The sequence below is a fragment of the Vibrio sp. 947 genome (assembly GCF_033339115.1).
In the GTDB taxonomy this organism is placed as follows: Bacteria; Pseudomonadota; Gammaproteobacteria; order Enterobacterales; family Vibrionaceae; genus Vibrio; species Vibrio alginolyticus.
In genome coordinates this window covers 39221-61413 of sequence record NZ_JAWOTX010000005.1, presented here as the reverse complement: position 1 = coordinate 61413, position 22193 = coordinate 39221, and the positions used below count along the sequence as shown (strand labels likewise).

Sequence of the window (22193 nt, the reverse complement as noted above, 5' to 3'; positions counted from 1 at the left end):
AGGGGTCAAAGTCCTAAAGTTAGGACTTTTCAAACAATGCCATCGATTCTAGATGACTGGTATGAGGGAACATATCCAGCATACCTAATTTAGTTAATTTATAGCCTTGCTCTATCAAGCTTTGACTATCCCTAGCAAGGGTAGCAGGATTACAAGAAACATAAACTACACGCTGTGCGCCAAGCTCAGAAACTTGATCGATGATCCCACTCGCTCCCGCGCGTGCCGGGTCTAATAATACTTTATCAAACCGCTCTGCGGCCCAGGCTTGGCCTTCAAAATCTTGCTCAAGGTTAGCGTGATAAAATTGCGCGTTATTGATTTGGTTCAAAGATGCATTGTTTGTGGCTTTTTCTACCATCTCTGCAACACCCTCTACTCCAACCACGTACTTAGCTAATTTCGCAACTGGTAAACTAAAGTTGCCTAAGCCACAGAACAAATCTAACACTCGGTCACTCTTTTGTGGGTCTAACCACTCAACCGCTTGTTTGACCATTTGTTGGTTTACACCTTGGTTTACTTGAATAAAGTTATTTGGTGCAAAAGGGATTTTCACTCCAACTTCTTGATAAAAAGGCATATCGCCTTCGATAAGGTCTAATTGTTCTGTCGATGGCATTAAGTACAACGATGCGCCATGACGTTTTGCCAACTCCGTTAGAGATTGAGCTTCACTCGTTGTCAGAGCGCTCAAGTGGCGCAGCGTAATACACGGCCCATTATCACCAAGTACCAGCTCTACATGACCCAATTGTTCAGGCTTTTTGAACGCTTTTAGCGCTGAGTAAATCTCTGGCAGCAAAACATTCAGTTCCGGTGCCAGCACTGGGCAATCGGTCACTTGCGCAATTTGCTTACTCTGCTTTTTACGGAAACCAAAATGTAGCTGACGTGTTTTTTTATCAACAAACAAGCTCACTCTCGCACGGCGACGGTAGGCCTGCGAATATCCCAATAACGGGGCATCTAGTTCAATGTCACTGCCTGAAAATTTTCGCATTAGCTGACGCAACGTTTGCTGTTTGTACGTCAATTGTTGGTCATAATCTAGATGCTGCAAATCACAGCCACCGCACTCATGATAATGTGGGCAAAATGGCTCCACACGAGCTTCACTCGGCTTAAGGATTTTAATCAACTTACCGCGAGCGTATTTGCTCTTTTCTTCCACCAATTGAGTGACCACCTCCTCACCCGGCAGTGCTCCATCAATAAACAATGGCTTCTTTTTGAGGTAAGCAATGCCTGCGCCGTGGTGATCTAAACGCTCTACTTGCACTGCTTGGTGCTGAGTATTGAGTTGGGTTTTCTTTTTCGGTTGAAAGATGCGTGCCATGCTCTGTGCCTGATTTATGTGTAATTGCTCTTCGGCTTCACTATTCTTGATTGCAGCCGTTGTGTGATTCGAGTGACTTGATTATGCTTACCGTTTATTCGGTGACGTCACTTCTTTGCTCAAGGCTTTATCGTGCGCTTGAGAAATAATGCGTTATTTTCCCATATCCAGACTCCGATGTAATTAGATAACATGACCAGATATGGCTTACGAGCACGTGTAATTACACTAACTCTCGCTCCCACTCTCATTATTGGTTTATTACTGAGCGGCTTTTTCTCATTTAACCGCTACCAAGACCTTGAGAAACAAGTTATCACCACTGGTAACAGCATTATTGAGCCGCTGGCGATTGCCAGTGAAACTCATCTACTATCAGAAAGCCGAGAGGCGGTACGTCGCTTGATAAGCTACGCGCACCGCAAAAACTCCAAGCTGGTTCGTAGTATCGCGGTATTCGATGAACATCATGAGCTCTTTGTGACCTCTAACTTTCATCCTAATTTTGAAGCCTTGATGTTCCCCAAAGATAAACCGATCCCGCAACTGGGTAATTCGGAAATCTACGAAAACTCACTGATATTGCGTGTCCCCATTTTGTCAGAAGGTCACTACTTAGCGGAGTTGTCGAACGAAAGCCAAGGCACAAAAGCGATTGGTTACATCGCCGTCGAGTTAGATCTCTCCTCCTTGAGGCTGCAACAGTATCAAGAAGTCTTCTCTGCGTTTTTAGTTCTGGTTCTCGGTCTTGGCTTAGCAAGTGTGTTTGCTTCACGTCTAATGCACGATGTGACCCAACCTATCACCCACATGAAGAATGTCGTTGACCGCATTCGCCGCGGTCATCTGGATGTGCGTATCGAAGGCAAAATGCACGGTGAGTTAGACCAGCTAAAAAATGGCATCAACGCCATGGCGGTATCGTTATCAGAATATCACGTGGAGATGCAGCACAGTATAGACCAAGCCACGTCCGACTTACGTGAAACGCTTGAGCAGCTAGAAATTCAGAACGTTGAGCTGGATATCGCGAAGAAACGCGCACAAGAAGCGGCCAGGGTTAAGTCAGAGTTCTTGGCGAACATGTCGCACGAGCTGCGTACTCCGCTCAATGGGGTGATTGGCTTTACTCGTCAAATGCTTAAAACGCAGCTTTCTAACAGCCAAACGGATTACCTACAGACGATTGAGAAATCGGCGAACAACTTGTTGAATATCATCAATGACATTCTCGACTTCTCGAAACTTGAAGCGGGTAAGCTGGCGCTGGAAAACATTCCTTTTGATTTCCGAGAAAGTTTAGAAGAGGTAATTAACCTACAAGCCACAAGTGCACATGAGAAAGGGTTAGAAATCACCCTAAAAGTGGACCCTAAAATTCCACCAGGTTTAGTTGGGGATCCACTACGTATCCAGCAAATTTTGACGAACTTAGTCGGTAACTCAATCAAGTTTACCGAGCGAGGCAACATTGATGTTAGCGTAGAAATGCGCTCTCAATCAGGAGACTCCGTCGAACTGCAATTCATGGTGCGTGATACCGGTATTGGTATCTCTGAGCGTCAGCAAGCGCAGTTGTTCCAAGCCTTTAGCCAAGCAGATGCAAGTATTTCACGTCGTTACGGCGGTACTGGTCTTGGTCTGGTTATCACTCAGAAACTGGTGAGCCAGATGGGCGGCGAAATCAGTTTAACCAGCCGTCTACACCAAGGTTCAACCTTCTGGTTTACGGTGCGCTTGCACTCAACCGAGATGCCTATGAGCGAACTGATTGAAGTGGAACTTCTGACTGGGAAGCAGTTACTGCTGATTGAACCAAACATGCAAGCCGCATCCGTAACCCAACAGATTCTAAGTCAGGAGGGTATTTTAGTAACCTACCGCTCTTCGCTACCAAACAACGAAGAACAATATGATTATGTACTGTTGAATTTAGCGGCCAACCAGACTCACGATGCGGAAGTTATTACACCTTGGATAGAACAAGCGAAACGCATGGCTCCGAGTGTTCTCCTAGGGACACCGAGTACCGAATTGGCGCTTGCGGACCAAATAATGACAGAGCATCACGTCCAGTGCCTGACGAAACCATTGTCTCGCCGTAAGTTGCTACAAAGCCTGATTAGCGAACATGTAGAATCGCCACCGGTATTAAGCGCTCCAATTACGCCAAGCGAAGGGGACCGTTTACCTCTCACTGTACTAGCAGTGGATGACAACCCTGCAAACTTGAAGCTGATCTCTGCACTGCTCCGCGAACGAGTAGAAACCGTCACCGCCTGTAGCAATGGCCAGCAAGCGGTGAACCTGGCGACAGAGAAAAAGTACGATTTAATCTTCATGGATATTCAAATGCCACAAATGGATGGGGTGACCGCTTGTAAGCACATTAAAGAGTTGGAGCTAAATAAAGACACGCCAGTGATTGCGGTAACGGCACATGCCATGGCAGGGGAACGAGACCGCTTGCTCTCGGCAGGAATGGATGACTACTTGACCAAACCTATTGAAGAGCATGTGCTACAACAGGTTTTGGTTCACTGGAACCCAAATGCTTGTACAGAGAGCATTGGCAAAGTCGCCCCTTCATACGTTGATGAACCTGAAGGAAGCGCACCACAATCCGTTTCTTCGCCTCAGCAGGATGTGATTATTGATTGGCAAGCAGCCTTGAAACAGAGCGCGAATAAAGAGGATCTCGCTAAAGACATGCTACGCATGTTGATTGAGTTCATCCCTGAAGTAGAAGCAGTCGTTGACCAAGCTCTGGAGCAAGAAGATATCTCTCGTGATGACCTAATTCATGTCATCCATAAGCTGCACGGCAGTAGTTCATATTGTGGCGTTCCAAGGCTGAAATCACTCTGTGCGACGCTTGAGCAAGCACTGCGCTCAGGGATCAGTCTTGAGGAGGTTGAGCCTGAAATGTTCGAGCTGCAAGATGAAATGATTAAAGTAACAACAACCGCAAAGTTATACCTTGAACAGTGATCTATTGAAGAGAAACAAAAGCCAGAGCAAATGCTCTGGCTTTTTAGTATTTTGTTTAAGACTTACAAGCTAGGATTCAAAAATGACCGTCGCCACAGCGTAATGACGCTCATCGGAAATGGACAGGTGAATGTGGTTAACACCCATCGCATCCGCTATTTGCTTGGCTGTGCCCGTCAATGCGAGTACTGGTTTTCCAAGCTCATCGTTCGAGATGGAAAAGTCGTGAAACGTGACCCCTTTTGCGATTCCTGTCCCCAATGCTTTTGAGGCAGCTTCTTTAACAGCAAAGCGCTTAGCAAGATAACGACCTTGCAGCTTAAGCTGTGAGAATTTGGCCATTTCTTCTTCTGAAAGAATCCGCTGAGCAAAAGGTTCACCACTACGAGCTAACGCTTTTTCAATACGCTCAATTTCTGCAATGTCGGTCCCTAACCCTATAATCGCCATCTAGATAGCCCTATGACTGGCGAGCCTCAATCATCAATGCTTTCATGTCAGCAACCGCTTTATTTAAACCATCAAATACCGCGCGACCAATGATTGAGTGACCAATGTTGAGTTCGTAAATTTCTGGTAATGCAGCAATTGGTGCGACATTGTGATAAGTCAGGCCATGCCCGGCATTAACAATAATACCTAGATCATGTGCATAACTAGCACCAGCGGCAATCTTCTTCAGTTCAGCTTGTTGCTCGTCTTCTGTCGTCGCATCTGCATAATGGCCAGTATGTAGCTCAATAAACGGAGCGCCACACTTTTTCGCAGCTTCAATCTGTTGACGGTCAGCATCAATAAAGAGCGAAACTTTGATGCCTGCATCTGTCAGCTTTTTCGTCGCAGCTTTAATTTTTTCAAGCTGCCCTACTACATCTAAGCCACCTTCCGTCGTCAGTTCTTCACGCTTTTCAGGCACTAAACACACAAACTCTGGTTTAGTTTGCAGCGCAATCTCAACCATTTCGTCCGTCACTGCCATCTCTAGATTCATACGCGTTTGAATGGTTTCACGCAGAATACGTACATCACGATCCAAAATATGGCGACGGTCTTCACGTAAGTGGATAGTGATACCGTCCGCGCCTGCACGCTCAGCAATTTCAGCAGCGTGAACAGGATCTGGGTATTTTGTACCACGTGCATTACGTAGAGTGGCAATATGGTCGATATTGACGCCTAAATAAATTGAGCTCATTTTCCGTTACTCCGTGCTCTGGGGGTCTGAATGAAAAATTCACGACTTTTTAAAGGTTTGCCGCCAAGATACGGCTTTAAGGCTATACGTGTAAAGCGTTTTGCCGCTTTTAGCTGCTCTTTAGTGACGAACCGCCGCTCACTGATAGCAATCAGTTCATTCCCTAAAAACGTGAGGTTATCGCGCCTAACCGAAGCAATAAACCCTTTCTGTTCCCGGTAACGATAGGTCATTTCTGGGTCGACGGGCTCGCCGGTACCTGCACAATGCAAAAAATCCACGCCATACCCCATAGCAGACAGCAAGGCTAACTCAAAACGACGCAGTGCAGGCTCAGGGTTCTCGTTGTGCGCCAACTCGGTTAACGCATGCAAATAATCATGAAATAGTGCTGGCATCGGCACTTCAGCCATCAAAATACGGCCAATCAGTTCATTGACGTACATGGCTGAGTAGAGATTAATGCCCGTTAACGGCAAACCTAGACTTATCGGCTCGGCTTGACGCAAAGTTTTCATCGAGCCTTTCCCCGACCATTTAAGTAATAGCGGGGTAAAAGGTTGCAATGCGCCTTTTAAGTTCGAACGCTTACTGCGCGCGCCTTTGGCCATTAAAGTCATTCGGCCATATTCCTCACTAAATACATCAAGGATTAAGCTCGATTCACTGTAAGGGCGTCGGTGCAATACAAAACAGCGCTGTAAACCTTCGGAAGACAGATTACTCATCTAAGTCATTGTGCCTAAAAAGTGTGAAATAAAAAATAAGGAGCCGAGCGGCTCCTTATTTTAATCGATACTGATTTTTCATCGATGTTGGAGCGAAGCACCTTCGCAGCCAAGATTATAAATCGTCTATATAACCCAACGAACGCAACGCTCGTTCGTCGTCTGCCCAGCCAGATTTCACTTTTACCCAGGTTTCTAGGTAAACTTTACGACCGAACAATTCTTCCATATCCAAACGCGCTTCGCGACCAATGGTTTTAATCTTCTCGCCGCCTTTGCCAATCACCATTTTCTTCTGACCATTACGCTCAACAAGAATCAAGGCATTGATGTGGAAACCGTCGGTTTCGGGGTTGTAATCAAAACGTTCAATTTCAACCGTTACTGAGTATGGCAGCTCTTCACCAGTAAAGCGCATCAGCTTTTCACGCACAATCTCAGACGCCATAAAACGCTGAGAACGGTCAGTCACGTATTCTTCTGGGAAGTGATGCGTTGCTTTAGGTAAGTGATTACGCACGTGCTTACGCAGTACGTCAATGTTCTTACCTTGCTTGGCAGAGATTGGCACAACATCCACGAAGTCCATCTTCTTCGACATCTCCGCCATGTGTAGCATCACGTCGTTACGATCTTGTACGTTGTCGACCTTGTTTACACAAAGCACAACTGGGAAGTTCGATTTTTGAAGTTTGGTCAGCACCATCTCATCGTCTTTAGTCCAATGCGTACCATCGACTAAGAAGAACACAAGGTTTACATCACTCAATGACGAGTTAGCTGCACGGTTCATCAAACGGTTGATCGCACGCTTTTCTTCAATGTGAAGTCCAGGCGTGTCGACGTAAATCGCTTGGTAATCGCCGTCCGTATCCACACCCATAATACGGTGGCGTGTCGTTTGCGGCTTACGAGAGGTGATCGAAATCTTCTGACCCAAAATCTTGTTCAAAAGTGTCGACTTACCTACGTTTGGACGACCAACAATAGCAATAAAGCCACAGTGTTGGTTTTCTGGCGAGCTTGGCTCACCTTGTGATGCGAAAAACGCATCGATATCGAATTCGTTATCAGCCATTTGTCAATTGCTCAAGTGCTGTTTCAGCAGCCGCTTGTTCTGCCTTGCGGCGGCTGGTGCCTTTACCGATTACAGGCTTATCCACACCTGCTACTTCGCACTCAACCGTGAACTCTTGGTTGTGCGCTTCACCTTTAATATTAGTCACTGTGTAGACAGGCAGCGGTTTTCTTCTGCCTTGTAGGAACTCTTGTAGGCGAGTTTTCGGATCTTTCTGTGAAACGCCTGGTTTGATGGCTTCAAGGCGTGACTGATACCAACTCAGTACAATGCCTCGCACAACTTCAAGATCACTGTCTAGGTAAATTGCGCCAATAATGGCTTCAACCGCATCGGCTAAAATAGAGTCTCGGCGAAAACCGCCACTCTTCAATTCACCTGGACCTAATTTTAAATAATCTCCTAGATCGAATTCACGACCCAGTTCCGCCAATGTATGTCCGCGAACCAAAGTAGCACGCATGCGGCTCATGTCACCTTCGTTCACTTTTGGGAAACGATGGTACAGATCATCAGCGATGACAAAACTTAAAATTGAATCGCCCAGAAACTCAAGACGTTCATTGTGCTTACTGTTGGCGCTGCGGTGCGTCAGCGCCAAATTGATAAGCCCGGCATCTTGAAACTGGTAGCCGAGCTTTCTCTCTAGTTTATCAATTGGAGAATTCATACTCTCTCGATATTTGAATGGTTAGTGAATGCCACCGATGCGGTTAAAACGCACACCAGTTGGAATCCATGAAGGTAGAACACTATCTGCGCCACGATCAAACTCGAAGCTGATCCAGATCGCGACAGCTTTACCGACTAAGTTTGCTTCTGGAACAAAGCCCCAGTAACGGCTGTCAGCACTGTTGTCACGGTTATCACCCATCACAAAATACTGACCTTGTGGTACAACCCACTCTGTCGTTCCGCTGCGTGGGAAATATTGCTCCACGCGGTTACGCACAAGAGGGTTAACCAAAATATTGTGCTCAACGTTACCCAATTTTTCATCCAGTTGGATCATTGGAATACCGTTCGAGCTAAACTGACTTTCTTCAACATTGCTCAGTTTAACTGGCTTACATGCCGATTCGCCTTGGCTTTGCACGCAAAGCTGCTTATCACTTGAATAACGCACGATATCACCAGGTAAACCAACTACACGCTTAATGTAGTCCACACTTGGTTGTGGTGGGTATTTGAAGACCACGATATCACCACGCTCAGGCTTACCAGTTTCCACTAGCTGAGTACGCCATACTGGGTCTTTTAGACCGTACGCGTACTTCTCAACTAAAATGAAATCGCCAACCAGCAAGGTAGGCATCATTGAGCCTGATGGGATTTGAAATGGTTCGTAGATAAAAGAACGTAATACTAAAACGAACGCGATCACAGGAAAAATAGAGACGCTATTTTCAACCCACCAAGGCTGACGCTCTACTTTTTGCAAGGTCACTGCATCCAAACCATTAGACGTCTGAGCTTGAATCTCAGCCAGTTTTTCCTGACGCTTTTTCGCGAAAACCAGTTTTTCCAATAGCCAAACCACGCCAGTTACCAAAGTCGCAATAACCAACATCAGTGAGAATGTATTCGCCATTAAATTCCCTTATCTAAAAATACGAAAGTGAAAGAGCCGAAACCCTTTCACTTATTTTAATATCTAACGTCTTAAGACCGACAAGTGTGAGACAAAGTTCAACTTTAGTCTTTACCTACGTGAAGGATGGCTAGGAACGCTTCTTGAGGCAGCTCAACGTTACCGATCTGCTTCATGCGTTTCTTACCTTCTTTCTGTTTCTTCAGAAGTTTCTTCTTACGACTTACGTCACCACCGTAACATTTCGCGATAACGTTCTTACGCAACTGTTTTACCGTTGAACGAGCGATAATGTGGTTACCAATTGCCGCTTGGATTGCGATATCAAACATTTGGCGAGGGATGAATTCTTTCATCTTCTCTACCAACTGACGACCGCGAGTCTGAGACTGATCTTTGTGTGTGATCATCGCCAATGCATCAACAGTGTCACCGTTAAGAAGAACGTCTACACGTACCATGTTCGAAGCTTCAAAACGCTGGAAGTTGTAATCCAAAGATGCGTAACCGCGTGATGTTGATTTCAGACGATCGAAGAAATCCAGTACCACTTCAGCCATTGGAATATCGTAAGTCACAGCGACTTGGTTACCGTGGTAAACCATATCAACTTGACTGCCTCGCTTTTCAACACACAGGGTGATTACGTTACCTAGGTACTCTGAAGGCACAAGGATATTACAACGCGCAATCGGTTCACGAATTTCTTCAATATCATTGATCGCTGGTAGTTTTGCTGGGCTATCAACATACAGCAGATCGCCATCCGTCTTCTCAACTTCGTAAACTACCGTTGGTGCAGTGGTAATAAGATCCAAGTCGTATTCACGCTCTAGACGCTCTTGGATGATTTCCATGTGCAACATGCCAAGGAAACCACAACGGAAACCAAAGCCAAGTGCCGCAGAGTTTTCTGGCTCGTAGAATAGCGATGCGTCGTTAAGGCTTAGTTTGCCTAGTGCGTCACGGAAGTTCTCGTAATCGTCAGAAGATACAGGGAACAGACCTGCGTAAACCTGAGGTTTAACTTTCTTAAAGCCAGGTAGCGGTTTATCACAACCATTCTTCGCTAGAGTCAGCGTATCACCAACAGGGGCGCCAAGAATGTCTTTGATACCACAAACAACCCAACCTACTTCACCAGTACGAAGGGTATCGGTATCCACTTGTTTTGGCGTAAAGATACCAAGGCGGTCCACACCCCAAACTTGGCCCGTACTCATCACTTTGATCTTATCGTTCTTCTTCAGTTCGCCGTTTTTAATACGCACTAGAGAAACAACGCCAAGGTAGTTATCAAACCATGAGTCAATGATCAGCGCTTGTAGTGGCGCATCTGGATCACCTTCCGGTGCAGGGATCGCTGACACAATGTTCTCTAGAACGTCGTCAACACCGATGCCTGTCTTCGCAGAACAGCGGGTTGCTTCCATTGCATCGATACCAACGATTTCTTCAATTTCTTCCGCTACACGCTCAGGATCGGCTGCTGGTAGATCAATCTTGTTCAAGATTGGCACAACCTCTAGATCCATTTCGATCGCGGTGTAACAGTTAGCCAGTGTTTGAGCTTCAACACCTTGACCCGCATCCACAACCAATAGCGCACCTTCACAAGCCGCCAGAGAACGTGATACTTCATATGCAAAGTCAACGTGCCCCGGAGTATCGATGAAGTTCAGCTGATACGTCTCACCGTCTTTAGCGGTGTAGTTTAGCGTCACACTCTGAGATTTGATGGTGATGCCACGCTCACGTTCAAGATCCATAGAATCCAGAACCTGTGCGGCCATTTCACGATCGGTTAACCCGCCACAAACTTGGATTAGACGGTCTGATAGGGTCGACTTACCATGGTCGATGTGGGCGATAATCGAAAAGTTACGAATGTGCTTCATAGATTTAGGGTGACTAACTCTTTACAAATAGGGACAGTAAGAAACGCCATCTACTGACGGCATTTCAATCAAGTTGGCAGATTCTACCGAATTTCGTTAACGGGCGCACGTAATTTAAAGTACATACCCAAATAACCTTTAGTCGAGGGGGACAGCACTTACTGGATTGGCTCTCCAAGTACCCGAACGAGGGTAACTTGGCGCTTAGATTCATCTTCTAACGGACGAGAAACACGTTTTGCGATCCACATTCCACCAGCGGCAAACAATACCGATGCCAATATGATGATGCCTTCCCCGCCGGCTGTCAGCGGCGCTAATAGGAAGTGACCAAACATCGCACCGATAATCAAACCAAACAATGGCAGTAAATAAACCGCCATTGCTGATTTTATTAGGCTCGACTCAGGAAAACCGATCTCGACGACTTGACCTATTTTAACCGATTTATCCGTGCGCAGGTGCCAAGATAAACTCTTGTTACCAATGGCTTTAGTAACAACGCCCGTTCCACAGCTTTTCTGTGAAGAGCAACTACTGCAACTGGTCTGCTGTTCGCAACTTAAATCAATTTCGAATTGCTTGCCGCGACGATGCACGTCTGTCACGGTAGCCAACGCGGTCATCATTGTTATTTACTCTTTGTTACATTAAATGTGACAGATTGGGCGATACGCTGTGCTGTGGTCGGTGGAATGTCTCCTACGACGGAGATTTCATGTTGACCGCTCACAAAACTGTGTAGCGTTCTTCTGCCTTGGCGAACCAGCTGCCCTTTTAACGAATGCTCATCTTTGTTTGCTACGTAAACAGAGAAGCTAAACAGACCATCAGAATACAGCTGACTCTCCACCATTTGGTTAGTAACGGCCATACGATAGCGGTTGAGCTCGTTCGGCTCGAAACCCTCAGGGATCCAACCAACCTGCCAATTACTGGTCCCAATATCGCCTTTTGGCATGGTGAGAACAGCAGGTAATTGAACATCTTGCAGGCCACTCATTAACTCTGCGATTTTTGGGTTTACCGTGTAAGAAATAGTGCGATATTGTTCAAGCATTTCACCATCGCGGTCCACAAGGTCGGCACGTAACGGCAATTTACTCTTTTCATCGATCCATAGTACGTATGAATAGCGCAGACCGTCTTTAGGAACAATACGCAGCACTTGTGTTGCCACACCAGCTTCACGAGCTCTACCCACTTTTACATAGTCGTAATACAAGTTTAGCTCATCGATATTGGTGTTGAGCATAGGCATAGTCGGAGCGACCATTTTACCTGACTCGATGGTGAACGGTTCTAAACCCGTTTCGATATAACTTACTTCAGTTCCGCGACGAATCACTTCACGCACTGGGCCACTTAAGTAGACAAGATGAGCATATTGATCGTCACCATGCGTGGCATGACGATACAGCAACGGCTCAATGCTGTTCTTTTTGATAAGGATATAAGAGAGTTCGTAACTTAAATTCTTACTCGCCTCGCTCATTTGATGCAATAAAGCCTCCGCTGGCTTATCACCAGCAAAGGCTTGAGAAGACATCATACTGAACAGAGCGCAAGCGCTGATCAGAAATTTTTTCATTCAATATCCGGATTCAGATTTGCATCTTGTTGAGATGCATCACTGTTAATTCGTAACTGCAATTCGTAGTCTCGCAGCATAGCATGAACACGCTTGCGCTGCTCTTGCATATTTGCCTCGCCTACAGAACGTTCTACAGACTCACGAGTCAAACTCACTGGTTCTGCGCTGCCAGCAAACGGAACCGTCTGCAATACAGGTAATTGATCTGTTTGCGGCGACATTGAATCGCTACCACCGTACTGCTGTACACCTAAAATAACAACAAGCGATACACATGCAGCAACAGCAACTTGACCAAACTGCGTCAACCAACCTGGCAACTGACGTTTTGCTTTTTGCGGTTCTGGTTGCGACTCTTTTGGCGTATCCGCAATTGAGATAACATTTGCACTGTGCGAATCAAACGCACGGTGTGCAGGTTCATCTTCTAACGCTAACGCCACGCTTTCAGCAATATTCCACTCAGGTTTTGCTGGCGCTTCGCCTCGCATCACATCACCAATCAGGTGATAGTTCTGCCAAGCATCACGGCTCTCTTGGTCTTGCTCTAACTCTTGAATTAAAGCCTTATCGACCAATTCTCCATCCATGAGAGCTGAAAGTTTTTCTTTGTCAGCCATTATTTTCACCATAGTTATTACTTGTACTAGCGTTGCAAAAGAGGTCTGATTTTCTTTTCCACCGCCTCACGAGCACGGAAGATACGCGATCGTACCGTTCCTACCGGGCAATCCATCACTTCTGCAATTTCTTCATAACTCAAGCCATCGAGCTCTCGTAATGTCATTGCGGTTTTTAAATCTTCAGGTAAAGCTTCGATTGCACTGAACACCACCCGTTGCAATTCTTTGGACAACGTTAAGTTCTCAGGGTTCGATATTTCTTTAAGTGCACTACCTGTTTCGTAAAATTCAGCATCTTCAGCATCGACATCTGTCGCTGGAGGTCTACGCCCTTGAGCAACAATGTGATTTTTCGCAGTATTCACTGCAATGCGATACAGCCACGTATAAAACGCACTTTCCCCACGAAAGCTAGGGATAGCTCGGTAAGCTTTAATAAACGCTTCTTGTGCTACATCTGGTACATCGCCAGGATTACTAACGTATCTGGAAATAAGATTACATACCTTATTCTGGTACTTTGTTACCAACAGGTTGAATGCTTGCTTATCGCCATTCTGAACTCGCTCAATCAATACTTGATCGGTCAGCTGCTCGTTCATTCGAGCGGATACTCCTATTTGTTATGCCCCTACTCTTCTCAGATATGGGTACTAATTATGCAAAACGTAGTATTGACACCACTGCTTACTTGAGCACTATTGTGACCCTAACGTGAATGAGAAAGTTCCATGGTTTCTCAAGTTTTTTGTCATTGTTTTTTCACAGTGTGATGTCTGTACCCAAATGACCACCGCTGCCTGACTTTAGTCTAAGTTTGACAAGCGAGCATCTTGGAGGGAAATGGGTATAATGAATGATCTCTGTCCCAGATTGTGCTGGGTCGAGCATGGAAAAGCAATGGCATTGACAAACTATTACTTTTCATTTGCATGGCTAATGGCTATCTGAACACCGCGTTACAAATTATAACTTAGGAAGCATGCTCATGCTCTGCATGAAAAAGAAGAGTGGCTCAGTCACCGCCGTAACACGGACGTCGATAGGTCTCCCAACTTAGCCCTTAGCGACAGATGTCGCGATAATGGAATGCACATGGTGTGCAAATAATACACAAGGTAACTTTGTTACCTTAGCTTGGGATTATAAAAGTTATATGAACACAAATCGTGAACATGAGTGTGATGTATTAGTGGTAGGGAGTGGCGCGGCAGGTTTGTCGTTGGCTTTGCGCGTTGCTAACCACTGTAAGGTGATGGTGCTGAGTAAAGGACCACGCAGCGAAGGGGCAACCTACTATGCTCAAGGCGGTATCGCTGCCGTATTTGATGAGTCAGACACCATTGATTCACACGTTGAAGACACGCAAATCGCCGGGGATGGTATTTGCGATGAGGAGACCGTAAGGTTCATTGCTGAGCATTCAAAAGAGTGTGTACAGTGGTTGATTGACGGTGGTGTCCCATTTGATCGTGAAGAAGATGACTCTGACGATGAACCTCGCTACCACTTAACTCGTGAAGGTGGTCATAGCCGTCGTCGTATTCTTCACGCGGCAGATGCGACAGGTATGGCGATGCAAACCTCCCTGCAAGATAACGCTCACAACCATCCAAACATTCATGTTCTCGAACGTCACAACGCTCTGGACTTAATCACCGAAGACAAAATTGGCGGTGATAAAAACAAAGTTATCGGTGCTTATATTTGGAACCGCAACGAAGAGCATGTCGAAACCGTGCGAGCCAAATTTGTGGTTCTCGCTACAGGTGGTGCTTCAAAGGTTTATCAATACACCTCTAACCCAGATGTGTCGTCTGGTGATGGTATTGCGATTGCTTGGCGTGCAGGGTGTCGTGTGGCGAATATGGAATTTAACCAGTTCCATCCGACGTGTTTATATCACCCAGAAGCACGTAACTTCTTGCTGACTGAAGCGTTGCGTGGCGAAGGTGCTTACCTGCGTCGTCCAGATGGCTCTCGCTTTATGCCAGATTTCGATGAACGTAAAGAGCTTGCTCCGCGTGACGTCGTGGCTCGTGCTATCGACTTCGAAATGAAGCGTTTAGGCGCCGACTGTATGTATCTCGACATCAGTCATAAGCCTGCTGACTTTATTACGAAACACTTCCCAACCATTTATTCACGTTTGATGGATTTGGGCATTGACATGACTAAAGAGCCAATCCCAATCGTACCTGCTGCACACTACACTTGTGGCGGTGTCATGGTGGATAGAAATGGCTGCACCGATCTGAAAAATTTGTATGCGATTGGTGAAGTTAGCTACACCGGGCTGCACGGTGCTAACCGCATGGCATCAAACTCACTTCTCGAATGCGTGGTTTATGCTTGGTCTGCGGCAAAAGATATTCTAAAACATCACACTAACGTTGAGCTACCCTCACAGGTGCCATGTTGGGATGAAAGCAAAGTAACCAATAGTGATGAAGAAGTGATCATTCAGCACAACTGGCACGAGCTTCGTCTGTTTATGTGGGACTACATGGGCATTGTGCGAACTGACAAGCGTTTAGAGCGCGCCTTACGCCGTATCCAACTGTTGCAACAAGAAACACACGAGTACTACAGCAATTTCCGTGTGTCGAACAACTTATTAGAACTGCGTAACCTTTTACAAGTCGCAGAGTTGATGGTTCGTTGTGCGATGCAGCGTAAAGAGAGTCGAGGTTTGCACTACACGCTTGATTATCCGAACCAACTGGAAAACAGCGGACCAACGATTTTGGTTCCAGCTAAACAGCTTTAACTCTACCGAGTAAACTATTACATCAGCAGGGAGCATTAGCTCCCTGTTTCATTTCCCATTGGCGTAATACCAAAGATAATTGACGATACTGCTCATCGTCACAGCTATCACGCCAAATCGTAACACTACGGCCAGATTGCAATTGGAATGTTATCTTGAATGGTGATGCCGATGTATCAACTCGCTGTAAATGACCCTTTTCGGACTCAATATCTTCCGAGCATTCGCCACACTCAAGGGCATCAAACCTAACCGAGCCATCGCAGTGCACATACCAATGCCCATGACTTGTAGGTTGAACAAGACTTTGGCTTGAGAGAGCCTTAACAATCAGTAATAACAAATAAGTCGATAATACGAGCGGAATGCTAGAGAGGATAACAGCCCAAGTCATCAATAAGAAAAGTACAACATTGAAGACTCGGGCAGTCAGAGAGGGAGAAGCAGTAAAATTAACGAACTTTGCTGAGGTTATGGGCGACAATTTTATCAACCATTGCTGCATGACCTAAATTTTCGCTACGGCCATGCCCCATTACCCAAGTAAACAGATCAGGATCATCGCATTCAAGTAAAGAAACAAAGTCACGCTGCTCTTGTTCACTCAGAGTATCAAAGCACTCTTCAAAAAACGGCATAATTACTACGTCAAGCTCAAGCATGCCTCGACGACAAGCCCATTTAATACGCGCTTTTTCTTCCGGAGTGTACATTCACTATTCCTTCATAGATGTCTTGTTGTTAGTGCGGAGTGTAACAAGGGATGTGCTACGTCACTAGTGTGCGGGTCACAATACGATAGTGAAAGCAGACAAATGTTGATTCGTAAATCGCTCCCCTAGTATCTCAAGGTTATTTGGGTATAACATAGCGGAAAAATATCTTCAAAAGGCATTGTAATTATGGAATGGCAAACTCGTTTTTCAGCATTACCTCTCTCAACTCAAGACGTACTTCCAGAGTTATCTATCTCACTGCTGGATAACTTCGGCATGATCACCATGATCGGTGATGATAAAAAATCATACTTACAAGGTCAGGTTACCTGCGATGTTGTTTCTTTAGAACAAGACCAATCAACACTGGGCGCACATTGTGATGCAAAAGGCAAAGTGTGGAGCGTGTTCCGCCTTTTCCATCATCATGATGGCTACGGCATGATCCAACCAAAATCGGCGATTGACGTAGAACTTAGTGAAATAAAGAAATACGCTATTTTCTCTAAAGTAACGATTGAAGCTTCTGATGACGTTATCTTAGGCGTTGCTGGCGTCAAAGCCGACGAATTCATTTCAACAATGAGCAAGACAACTGGCAGCGTTCGCCCAGTTAACGGTGGCACAGCAGTGCAAGTTGCCCAAGATCGCTGGTTACTGATATTAAGTGCGCCAGAAGCACAGCAAATCGTTGAAACTACCGACGCTGTCTTTACGACAAATGAGCTTTGGAATCGTTTCGATATTAAGGCAGGTTTACCATTTGTCTCTGCATCCGCGCAGAATGCTCACATTCCACAAGCACTTAACGTGCAAGCTTTAGGAGGCATAAGCTTCACAAAGGGCTGCTACACGGGACAAGAAACGGTAGCACGAGCGAAGTATCGCGGTACCAATAAACGTGCGATGTATATCGTAAAAGGTGCAACTTCTGCTCCATTCAGTGACGAACCAATTGAGCTCGAACGCAGCGTAGGTGAAAACTGGCGTTCAGTAGGTGCTTTATTAAATCACTACCAGTTCAGTGACAATCACGCGATTGGCCTGATCGTGCTGCCTAATAATCTCGATGAGGACACTCGTCTTCGTTTGGTTGCGCAACCAGAATGTGAATGGACAATCGAATCACTGCCTTACAGTCTTGATGATGAGTAATACAATCAATACTCCTTTGATGCAATTTCTCACAGACCAACACATTCCGTTTCGTCTGTTACCGCATCAAAGACCAGCAACGACCATTGAGGATGCCGCGCACCAACGCGGCATTCGCCCCTCTCAAATGGTGAAAGCAATCTTGCTACGAGACATGGGTAATCAATATGCACTCGCCTGTGCACCAGGTGATCGTAGCGTTGATCCCAAAAAAGTGCGCTCGTTACTGAAATGTCGCCGGATGACTTGTGTTGATCAAGCCGATGTTGAGTCCATCACTGGTTACAAAATTGGTACTGTCACTCCTCTGCTACTCAAACGTCATATGCCAATCGTGTTCGACCCCAGCTTACTAGAAGAACAGGAAGTCACGATCAGCAGTGGCGATCGCATGGCTGGACTGGCGCTTTCTATTCAAGATCTTATCCAATTGTGCCAGCCGACCGTAGCTGAGATCTGTCGTTAATCGTCTAAAAACAATGTAATGACATGTAGTGTTTCTATCACTGCGTGATCTCGCTCATATCTACAAAAATAGACATGAGAATTTTTAATCACATATAAAACATAAATAGTCACAAAGATAAAACTCGTATATGCTGAATTTGTTGGTTAAGTTTCAAACAAGCACTTAACCGATATAAAGTGAGTCAGCTAGCTGAGTGACAGCATTCATGCAGTTAGTTATCCACTTTTGTGTAATGCATCTGTGACTATTCGCCCGCTGAAGCGGGCTTTTTTTTACGTGGAACTTTTTCTCTTTCATTTCCTCTAATCGTTAGAACGTAAAGTGTGTTGCGCGAGGCACGACCTTAATAGAAACAACTAGCAAACAACCGTTTTCGTTCTATTCTTAATTCTGTAACAAAACTATTGCTTAATGCGTCACGTAAAAAGAAGTGTATTGGCGTAAGGGTTCCTTTAGAGAGGTTATTTTTGGGGTAATCCTCACGCTATTTAAGAGATGACACTGTCAAATTGTCTAAGACAACACAATTCTCTGACGCAACACCCTACATCTGTATTTAATACTATTGCTGTCACAATAATTTTCGCATCCAGAACGTAGAATACCTAGGCTAGGTTAGATAAAAGGAAAGTAAATATGAGACTGTTTAAGCGCTATACACCAAGTATGATTGCTAAACATATAAGTCGTCTTTTTAAAGGAAGAATTTATATTTACGGGGTCGGTAGATTCGAGTTTGATAACGGTAAGTTAATACTGCCGGAGAAAGCAGAGCAACGCCATTTCCGAGCGGTCAAAGAGATCAATCAAGAAATAATGAAACTCCGATGCGCATATGCTTAGCAAAATGTTGATAAAACAAAGGCTGGATTAACCAGCCTTTTGTGTATTTGAAGTTCGCTTTGCACTTACTGACGCGCCAGATCCGGCAAGTGTCCCTTTAAACCAAGCGCGCGCTTCATGATCTCATCTTTCGCTCCCGGCAGTTGCCCCGCTAAACTCAAGCCAATGCCACGAACAAGCTTCTTAGCAGGGTTCTCGCCAGAGAACAAATCTCGAAACCCTTGCATAGTAGCGATCATCTTTGCCGCTTCCGCTTTTCGCCAACGCTCGTAGCTTCTTAGGTTGCGTTTACTGCCGATATCTTGACCCTGCTTCCAAAGTGCTAATACTTCTTGAGCAAGACTGGCCGCATCTAATAAACCTAAATTCACACCCTGCCCCGCTAATGGGTGAATGGTATGGGCCGCATCACCAACCAGCGCGACTCGCTCGACGACAAAATCTCGCGCATAGCGCATTTTCAAAGGAAACGCAGCACGCTCTCCCACTACTTCACATAGACCAAGTCGAGCATCAAACTCACTCGTCAACGCTTTATTGAAATCATGTTCACTCATCGCCACTAACTGCTCTGCTCGATTTGGCTCCGTGGACCAAACAATAGAGCACATATCTGGTTGCGACATTGGCAAAAATGCCAACGGTCCGTGAGGAGTAAATATCTGGCGCGCAATGCTGTTGTGTGGCATAGCAGTTTTGACATTCGCGACCAAAGCATGATGACCATAGTCCCAATGCGTTAATGGAATATCCATTTGATGGCGAAGCCACGAATTCGCCCCATCGGCTCCGACCACTAATTTAGCGGTCATGGCTTGGCCATTATCGAGCGTCAGCCAGCTTTCTTGCTCACCGACCGCGAGAGTCGCGCAACGTGCAGGCATAAACATAGTGACGTTATCGAGCTTTTGGACTTGTTCAAGCAGCGCAAGTTGAATCACACGATTCTCAACAATATGCCCTAAATCAGGTTGTGCCATACTTTGTGCATTAAATTCAATGCTGGCAAAGCTATCTTGTTCCCATACTTCCATGCCATGGTAAGGCGAAGCTCGGCGCTGTTCTATGCCCTGCCAAGCACCAAGTTTACGCAAAATCGTCTCACTAGAGCGGCTCAGCGCAGATACACGAACATCGGGTAATTCTTTCAACGAATCATCTGGCACTTTACCTTCAATAACGGCGACACGCAGATTACTGTCTTTGAACGCGGCAGCAAGTGCCAACCCAACCATCCCTCCGCCGATGATGGCGATATCTACACTTTGCATCATTGCTTTTTATTACCTAATTCAGTGCGGCCGTTCATCGTTTTACCAAACCAAGTGTATGGCGTATTAGCGGCTGCTTAAAAATAGAAAGGTTATCCATCGCTGCTAAGGCAGTATTTCGGCCAATTCGCATCGCGGGTAAATCATTTGAAAAAACATGCACCAAGGCACTGGTTAGCCAAATAGTTTCGCTTCGATCTGCTTCTCTACGTTGACTAAAGCGCATCAGGCCTTTATAAAGACCCACATCCTCACTTTGCTGTACAATTTCTTCTGCTAGTGAGACTACATCGCGAATACCGAGATTAAAGCCTTGTCCAGCTATCGGGTGCAGCGTTTGCGCCGCATTTCCAACAATCGCAAAGCGATGTGAAATATTTTGCTTTCGATGGCGAAGAAGCAATGGGTAACTTGCACGGCGCCCCACTTTTTTCATCGCGCCTAAACGCCAACCAAAATCGTTCTGTAAACGCTGGAGAAATGCTTGATCAGATAACTCAAGAACGGCTTGGGCTTCTTCAGGGTGCAAACACCAAACTAAGGACATTCGATTGTCACTCATTGGCAATAAAGCAACAGGGCCATTCTCAGTAAAACGTTCAAAGGCTCTACCTTGATGAGGTTCTTGAGTCACAATATTGGCAATGACAGCCACTTGTTCAAAATCTTGCTCAGAAAGTTCTAGACCAATTTTCTGACAACAGGTCGAAACAGCACCATCTGCAGCCACCAGCAGTTTTGCTTCAAGTTGCTCACCACTTTTCAACGTCACATGGGTACAGTTTTGCTCGCGCTCGATATCAGTAACCGAGTCAGGACAAAACAGCGTAATTGATTCGCTGCTGTCTAATAATTCTTGATATACACGCCCAACATCGGCTAATTCTACAACATACCCTAGAGCTCCCACCCCAACCTCTTGCTTGGTAATCTCCGTCATCCCAGCGTGAGAACGGTCAGAAACGTGGATATGTTCAATGGGGGTGACAAACGGTTCTACTGACGTCCAGAGCTGTAGTTGACGCAACAGATTGACAGTACCGTAAGACAATGCGATTGAGCGAGAGTCAAAACCAGGGTGCATATCTGATTGTGCTTTAAAAGGCTCAACGACGGCAATGCGGAGCTTTCCCTGAGACAAATGGTCAATCGCCAATGCTAACGTTGCACCAGCCATGGCACCACCAGCAATGACTACATCATATTGCTTCATACTAACCTCTGGACAGTCTACGATTAGTGAATAGTAGGTTTTTTGTCGCTGCTTTCAGGACGAACACCAAATTCAGCATGAATCGTTAGTACGCAAGCTTTGATGTGCTCAATCACTTGCTCTAGCAATTGCGCTTGTTCACCAAGATCGTCATCTTCATCAATGCCTAATTTGGCAATCTCTTCTAGATCAGCCAGTGCTTCTTTAGCGTCATCAGATGCTTTGTTAAGCGCAACGCCTGCTAGACCTAACCCAGAAATAAAGTGGTTTACAAAGTCGGACACACTGTCGGCTAATGCGAATAAGCCTTCTTCGCCCGGCTCATCTGGCAATAGTAAAGACAGCTCCATTGATGTGCCAGTAAGCTCATTAACAGTAACGTTGAATATGCTCTGAGCAAAAGTGAGTGCTGTCGAGGGCCACCCCATCCCATCATTGGTGTAGTCAAAAAGAATCGGCTGCCAAGTTTGATCATTGATCGCCAATCCACCACTTAACATGCCAACAAATAAGCCATGTAACTCCGCCGGTGTCACAGCCAGGCTTGCCGATTGCAGTTCAGCAGCAATAGATTGGTATTCAGGAAGGGTGATTTCACTCATAACTTGGCTCATTCTTGCGTAATAATGTATTGGTATATCCTACCATCAAGGTTAGTGGTCTGAAACGGCTATCAAATTCAATTTTGAACAGCATTTGTTCAATTTGCCCAATTCCTG

Annotated in this window: 22 protein-coding genes; 5 read left to right on the top strand and 17 right to left on the bottom strand. The window is 45.6% G+C overall.

What is annotated here, in order from left to right:
• Positions 1-19 precede the first annotated feature (19 nt).
• The gene (gene rlmD / locus R7Q39_RS07940) at positions 20-1339 is read right to left on the bottom strand and encodes a 23S rRNA (uracil(1939)-C(5))-methyltransferase RlmD (RefSeq protein ID WP_270055153.1); all 1320 of its coding nucleotides are present in this window, start codon (positions 1337-1339) and stop codon (positions 20-22) included.
• Positions 1340-1531: 192 nt separating this feature from the next.
• Between rlmD and barA the strand changes: the two genes are divergently transcribed.
• Entirely contained in the window at positions 1532-4330 is a 2799-nt protein-coding gene (gene barA, locus R7Q39_RS07935) for a two-component sensor histidine kinase BarA (protein ID WP_033907441.1), read from the top strand.
• Positions 4331-4399: 69 nt separating this feature from the next.
• Here the strand turns inward: barA and acpS are convergent, their stop codons facing one another.
• The 11 genes from acpS to rpoE all read right to left on the bottom strand — a co-directional run bounded on the left by acpS (position 4400) and on the right by rpoE (position 13639).
• Positions 4400-4780, bottom strand: coding sequence for a holo-ACP synthase (acpS, locus tag R7Q39_RS07930; protein WP_005380927.1), 381 nt, complete (start codon positions 4778-4780; stop codon positions 4400-4402).
• A gap of 10 nt (positions 4781-4790) precedes the next feature.
• Complete coding sequence (pdxJ, locus tag R7Q39_RS07925; protein ID WP_005384579.1) at positions 4791-5525, bottom strand: pyridoxine 5'-phosphate synthase; 735 nt, start codon at positions 5523-5525, stop codon at positions 4791-4793.
• Positions 5522-6253, bottom strand: coding sequence for a DNA repair protein RecO (gene recO, locus R7Q39_RS07920; protein ID WP_005384578.1), 732 nt, complete (start codon positions 6251-6253; stop codon positions 5522-5524). Before recO ends, pdxJ begins: the two co-directional genes overlap by 4 nt.
• A gap of 115 nt (positions 6254-6368) precedes the next feature.
• The gene (gene era / locus R7Q39_RS07915; protein WP_005380931.1) at positions 6369-7331 is read right to left on the bottom strand and encodes a GTPase Era; all 963 of its coding nucleotides are present in this window, start codon (positions 7329-7331) and stop codon (positions 6369-6371) included.
• Entirely contained in the window at positions 7324-8001 is a 678-nt protein-coding gene (rnc, locus tag R7Q39_RS07910) for a ribonuclease III (RefSeq protein ID WP_005380932.1), read from the bottom strand. Before rnc ends, era begins: the two co-directional genes overlap by 8 nt.
• Positions 8002-8022: 21 nt before the next feature.
• Positions 8023-8922 (bottom strand): signal peptidase I, encoded by a 900-nt coding sequence (gene lepB, locus R7Q39_RS07905; RefSeq protein ID WP_005380933.1) that lies wholly within the window; start codon positions 8920-8922, stop codon positions 8023-8025.
• 104 nt (positions 8923-9026) lie between these two features.
• A complete protein-coding gene (gene lepA / locus R7Q39_RS07900; protein WP_005380934.1) occupies positions 9027-10820 on the bottom strand; it encodes a translation elongation factor 4 in 1794 nt (597 codons plus the stop codon).
• 158 nt (positions 10821-10978) lie between these two features.
• The gene (locus R7Q39_RS07895) at positions 10979-11449 is read right to left on the bottom strand and encodes a SoxR reducing system RseC family protein (protein ID WP_005380936.1); all 471 of its coding nucleotides are present in this window, start codon (positions 11447-11449) and stop codon (positions 10979-10981) included.
• A 2-nt stretch (positions 11450-11451) separates the two neighbouring features.
• Entirely contained in the window at positions 11452-12411 is a 960-nt protein-coding gene (gene rseB, locus R7Q39_RS07890; protein WP_005380941.1) for a sigma-E factor regulatory protein RseB, read from the bottom strand.
• Positions 12408-13034 (bottom strand): sigma-E factor negative regulatory protein, encoded by a 627-nt coding sequence (locus R7Q39_RS07885; protein ID WP_005380944.1) that lies wholly within the window; start codon positions 13032-13034, stop codon positions 12408-12410. Before R7Q39_RS07885 ends, rseB begins: the two co-directional genes overlap by 4 nt.
• Positions 13035-13060: 26 nt before the next feature.
• Complete coding sequence (gene rpoE, locus R7Q39_RS07880) at positions 13061-13639, bottom strand: RNA polymerase sigma factor RpoE (protein ID WP_005380946.1); 579 nt, start codon at positions 13637-13639, stop codon at positions 13061-13063.
• A 554-nt stretch (positions 13640-14193) separates the two neighbouring features.
• Here rpoE and nadB point away from each other — a divergent pair.
• Complete coding sequence (gene nadB, locus R7Q39_RS07875) at positions 14194-15807, top strand: L-aspartate oxidase (protein ID WP_005380947.1); 1614 nt, start codon at positions 14194-14196, stop codon at positions 15805-15807.
• A gap of 22 nt (positions 15808-15829) precedes the next feature.
• On the opposite strand, the gene R7Q39_RS07870 is transcribed toward nadB, so the two are convergent.
• Together R7Q39_RS07870 and R7Q39_RS07865 are read right to left on the bottom strand one after the other, a co-directional pair.
• The gene (locus tag R7Q39_RS07870) at positions 15830-16291 is read right to left on the bottom strand and encodes a protein YgfX (RefSeq protein WP_318075990.1); all 462 of its coding nucleotides are present in this window, start codon (positions 16289-16291) and stop codon (positions 15830-15832) included.
• Positions 16260-16520 carry a succinate dehydrogenase assembly factor 2 gene (locus R7Q39_RS07865; protein WP_005380951.1) on the bottom strand — a complete coding sequence of 87 codons (261 nt, stop codon included), beginning with the start codon at positions 16518-16520 and terminating at the stop codon, positions 16260-16262. The genes R7Q39_RS07870 and R7Q39_RS07865 overlap by 32 nt, the downstream gene beginning before the upstream one ends.
• Before the next feature lie 189 nt (positions 16521-16709).
• Between R7Q39_RS07865 and ygfZ the strand changes: the two genes are divergently transcribed.
• The 3 genes from ygfZ to R7Q39_RS07850 all read left to right on the top strand — a co-directional run bounded on the left by ygfZ (position 16710) and on the right by R7Q39_RS07850 (position 18990).
• A complete protein-coding gene (gene ygfZ / locus R7Q39_RS07860; RefSeq protein WP_318075989.1) occupies positions 16710-17678 on the top strand; it encodes a tRNA-modifying protein YgfZ in 969 nt (322 codons plus the stop codon).
• On the top strand, positions 17671-18144 hold the full coding sequence (locus tag R7Q39_RS07855; protein WP_005384562.1) for an aminoacyl-tRNA deacylase: 474 nt from the start codon (positions 17671-17673) through the stop codon (positions 18142-18144). The genes ygfZ and R7Q39_RS07855 overlap by 8 nt, the downstream gene beginning before the upstream one ends.
• 639 nt (positions 18145-18783) lie before the next feature.
• Positions 18784-18990, top strand: coding sequence for a DUF1107 domain-containing protein (locus tag R7Q39_RS07850; RefSeq protein WP_005380970.1), 207 nt, complete (start codon positions 18784-18786; stop codon positions 18988-18990).
• Positions 18991-19055: 65 nt separating this feature from the next.
• Here R7Q39_RS07850 and R7Q39_RS07845 read toward each other — a convergent pair whose 3' ends face one another.
• From R7Q39_RS07845 to R7Q39_RS07835, 3 genes are read right to left on the bottom strand one after another with little or no spacing between them, the layout of a single operon-like run.
• Positions 19056-20264 (bottom strand): FAD-dependent 2-octaprenylphenol hydroxylase, encoded by a 1209-nt coding sequence (locus R7Q39_RS07845; protein WP_258480031.1) that lies wholly within the window; start codon positions 20262-20264, stop codon positions 19056-19058.
• 31 nt (positions 20265-20295) lie between these two features.
• Positions 20296-21474 carry a 2-octaprenyl-6-methoxyphenyl hydroxylase gene (ubiH, locus tag R7Q39_RS07840; protein WP_213962114.1) on the bottom strand — a complete coding sequence of 393 codons (1179 nt, stop codon included), beginning with the start codon at positions 21472-21474 and terminating at the stop codon, positions 20296-20298.
• A gap of 23 nt (positions 21475-21497) precedes the next feature.
• Positions 21498-22076: a YecA family protein gene (locus R7Q39_RS07835; RefSeq protein ID WP_005380976.1), complete on the bottom strand. Its 579-nt coding sequence runs from the start codon at positions 22074-22076 to the stop codon at positions 21498-21500.
• Positions 22077-22193 lie beyond the last annotated feature (117 nt).